At 72.4% G+C, this 3,409-nt stretch carries 5 protein-coding genes; 4 read left to right on the forward strand and 1 reads right to left on the reverse strand.

The window, feature by feature from the left end; all coding sequences use genetic code 11:
- The coding region (locus tag G6019_RS16375; RefSeq protein ID WP_309230337.1) for an FAD-binding protein at positions 1 to 367 on the reverse strand (367 nt) is incomplete at its 3' end.
- Between the two features lie 39 nt (positions 368 to 406).
- Between G6019_RS16375 and G6019_RS16380 the strand changes: the two genes are divergently transcribed.
- The 4 genes from G6019_RS16380 to G6019_RS16395 all read left to right on the forward strand — a co-directional run bounded on the left by G6019_RS16380 (position 407) and on the right by G6019_RS16395 (position 3,372).
- Positions 407 to 907, forward strand: coding sequence for a DUF2505 domain-containing protein (locus G6019_RS16380; protein ID WP_107757362.1), 501 nt, complete (start codon positions 407 to 409; stop codon positions 905 to 907).
- 83 nt (positions 908 to 990) lie between these two features.
- Positions 991 to 1,827 carry an LmeA family phospholipid-binding protein gene (locus G6019_RS16385; protein WP_182612627.1) on the forward strand — a complete coding sequence of 279 codons (837 nt, stop codon included), beginning with the start codon at positions 991 to 993 and terminating at the stop codon, positions 1,825 to 1,827.
- 20 nt (positions 1,828 to 1,847) lie between these two features.
- Positions 1,848 to 2,351, forward strand: a complete 504-nt coding sequence (locus G6019_RS16390; protein ID WP_182612628.1) for a metallophosphoesterase family protein — start codon at positions 1,848 to 1,850, stop codon at positions 2,349 to 2,351.
- A gap of 73 nt (positions 2,352 to 2,424) precedes the next feature.
- Positions 2,425 to 3,372, forward strand: a complete 948-nt coding sequence (locus tag G6019_RS16395; protein WP_182612630.1) for an NADP-dependent oxidoreductase — start codon at positions 2,425 to 2,427, stop codon at positions 3,370 to 3,372.
- The last annotated feature ends 37 nt before the right edge of the window (positions 3,373 to 3,409 follow it).

Below are 3,409 nucleotides of genomic sequence, written 5' to 3' on the forward strand. Positions count from 1 at the left end.
ACAGCCCGGCTCCGGCGCGGACGATCATCCCCCCGGGGCCGTCCGTCCCCGCGTCCCGGTAGCGGACCTCGCTGTTGCGGACGGCCACCACCACCAGCTCAAGGTCCCCGTCGGCGATCACCAGGTTCGACCCGCCGCCCAGGACGAGCACCGGCACACCGGCGGCGTCGAGGGCGCCGACCGCGGCCGTGACGGCCTCCGCGGACTCGCACTCCAGCAGCGCGCGGGGACGACCGCCGATCCGCAGGGTGGTGAGATCGGCCAGGCTGGAGTCGGGGACCACCCGGAGACCGGCCACGGTGGACAGCCCGCGGATCACCTCGTCGGCGAGGTCAGCCGGGCGTCGATCGGAGGAAGGCGGGAGCACGCGTCCGAGGATAACCGCCCCCTTGTAGGGTTTGACCCCATGGCGACCCGCTTCTCCCACTCCGCCCGCATCGACGCGCACCTCGAGACCGTGTTCGCCTCGTACGGCGACGAGGCCTTCTGGCACGACCGCCTGGCCGCCATCGGTACCCCCGAGGACTCCCTCGACGAGTTCGTCACCACCGGGGACTCCACCACCGTGACGGTGACCCAGCACATCCCGGACGAGGACATCCCGGACGTGGCCCGCAAGGTCCTGCCCGGCCGCTTGATCATCGTGCGGACCAGCACCTACGCCGAGTTCGACGGGAACCGGTTCACCACCTCCGCCCGGGCGGAGGCCGCGGGTGGACTGGGGATCATCGACGGTGGCTCGGAGTCGCTCTCCGAGGACGGCGTGGTGGTCGAGTCCGCATCGGGCCGGGTCAAGGTGTCCGTCCCGCTGCTGGGCGGCAAGCTCGAGAAGCTGGTCGTGTCCCACCTCACCCGGTTCTTCGACGCCGAGACCGAGCACCTCAACCGCTGGACCGCCGCGCTCTGACCCCCCGCACCGAACCCGGGGTTCTGAGCACGCGCTGAACCGGGGTTCTGCGATCCGGGCCGGTATCGACGACAATTGGCGGAATGCACCCGCGGCACGACACCCAGAGACTCCCCGCTCATGATCGACCCGGCGTCCAGAACGCCGAGACCCAGCAGTTCGCCGCTGGGCCGGGCGCCAATCGGCCCGGTCGCGGCGATACCGGCGGGAGACGTCGCGGCCCGATGATCGCCCTGATCGCCGTCGCCGCGGTGATCCTCCTGGTGGCGGGCGCGGTGGGGCTCGAGTTCGGCACCCGCAACGCGGTGGAGAACCGGATCCAGGAGGAGGTCTCGACCGCCCTCGGCAGCCCGGCGCAGGTCGACCTGGGCGCCCGCCCGGTGCTCCTGTCCTACTTCGGGGGCGACCTCGGCACCGTCCGGATCACCACCGACGGCGGCCCGACGGCGGACGGGGGCGGACCCGCCCCCGCGATCGACATCACCGCCGAGGGAGTGCGGTCCGCCGACGACCTCACCTACGTGGACTCGCTGACCGGGACCGCGTTCGTCTCGGACCAGGCCATGTCGGCGGCCGCGCAGCAGGACTCCGCGGGTGACAGCATGCTCGGCGGCCTGATCCAGGTGCAGGAGATCGTCTCGGATCCGGCCTCGGGCACGCTCCGCGTCTCCATCAGCGGACTCGCCGAGGCGGTCGTGACCCCCAGGTTGATCGGCGGCAATCTGGAGATGGATCCGTCCCAGGCGTCGATCCTCGGCTTCGCGCTTCCGCCCGAGCTGCTCGGTGGCACCGTCTCGATGATGGACTCCGCGCTCGCCGAGCTCCCGGAGGGCGTGCAGCTCACCGGGGTCCGGGTGGTCCCGGGGGGCATGGTGGTCGACCTCAGCGGGCGCGACGTCGTCCTGGAGTCGACCCGGTAGCGGGCGGCACATCCGAGTCCGTGCGCCTGCTGATCATCGCCGACACCCACGTGCCGACGCGCGCCCGCGATCTCCCGCCCCGCCTGTGGGCGGAGGTCCACGACGCGGACGTGGTGGTGCACGCGGGTGACTGGATGGACGTGGCGCTCCTCGACGCCATGGAGGAGAGGTCCGCGCGGTTGATCGCGTGTTGGGGCAACAACGACGGCCCCGAACTGCGTGAGCGGCTCCCGGAGGTGGCCCGCGCGACGCTCGAGGGGGTGCGTCTGGCGGTCGTGCACGAGACCGGCCCCACGGCGGGGCGGGACAGGCGCATGAGCGGCTCCTATCCGGACACCGACGTCCTGGTGTTCGGCCACTCTCACATCCCGTGGGACACCGTGGCGCCGGGGGGACCGCGGCTGCTGAACCCGGGGTCCCCGACCGACCGTCGTCGGCAACCGTTCTGCACGTTCATGACCGCCACCCTCGCGGACGGCACGGTGGACGACGTCACGCTGCACCGACTCCCGCCGGCCCGGTAGGCCCGGTGGGCCCGGTAGCCCCACCGACGATCCCGCGAGGGCGGCGCTCGTCGGATTCTGTCACCCTGGGTGCATGAGCTCCCCCACCATGCGCGCCGTGACCCAGGACTCCCTCGGCGGACCGGAGGTCCTCGTCGTGTCCGACCGACCCCGCCCCGAGCCACGGACCAACGAGATCCTCGTCCGTGTCAGAGCCGCCAGCGTGAACCCCACCGACTGGAAGCACCGGGCGAACGGCGGTTTCCTCGGCGCGCCACCGTTCGTGCTGGGCTGGGACCTGTCCGGGGTCGTCGAGGAGGTCGGCATCGGGGTGGCCCGGTTCGCCCCGGGCGACGAGGTGTACGGGATGCTGTCCTACCCCTTCGGACACGGCGCCCACGCTGACTACGTGACCGCTCCCGCGGCCTGGTTCGCCCCCAAGCCCGCCTCGCTCGACCACGTGCAGGCCGCCGCGCTGCCGCTGGTCTCGCTGACCGCATGGCAGGCGCTCGTGGAGTACGCCGACATCCAGCCCGGGCAGCGGGTACTGATCCACGCCGCGGCCGGCGGGGTGGGGCACGTGGCGGTCCAGATCGCCAAGGCACGCGGTGCGTACGTGATCGGCACCGCCAGCGCCGGCAAGCACGAGTTCCTGCGCGAGCTGGGCGTGGACGAGGCGATCGACTACCGCGAGGTGGACTTCGCCGAGGCGGTCGGCGACGTGGACGCCGTGCTGGACACTCTCGGCGGCGACACGTCCTCGCGTTCACTGCGCACCCTGCGGCCCGGCGGAATCCTGGTGTCGATCCTCCCGGTGGGGTCGGACGATCTCCTCCGCGAGGCCGACGACCTGGGTGTGCGCGCGATCCGCATGCTCGTCGACTCCTCCCGGCACGACCTGCTCTCCGTCACCGACCTCGTGGACCGGGGTGCGCTACGGGCCCGCGTCTCCGACGTCTTTCCACTCGAGCAGGCGGCGGAGGCGCACCGGCGCGGGGAGACGGGCCGGACCACCGGCAAGATGGTCCTCACGCTCGACTGAGGTGGCGGCCCCGGGCGGCGGGCGGAAGTCGCCGGCC

It is taken from the genome of Dietzia sp. DQ12-76 (assembly GCF_014145045.1).
Taxonomy (GTDB): Bacteria; Actinomycetota; Actinomycetes; order Mycobacteriales; family Mycobacteriaceae; genus Dietzia.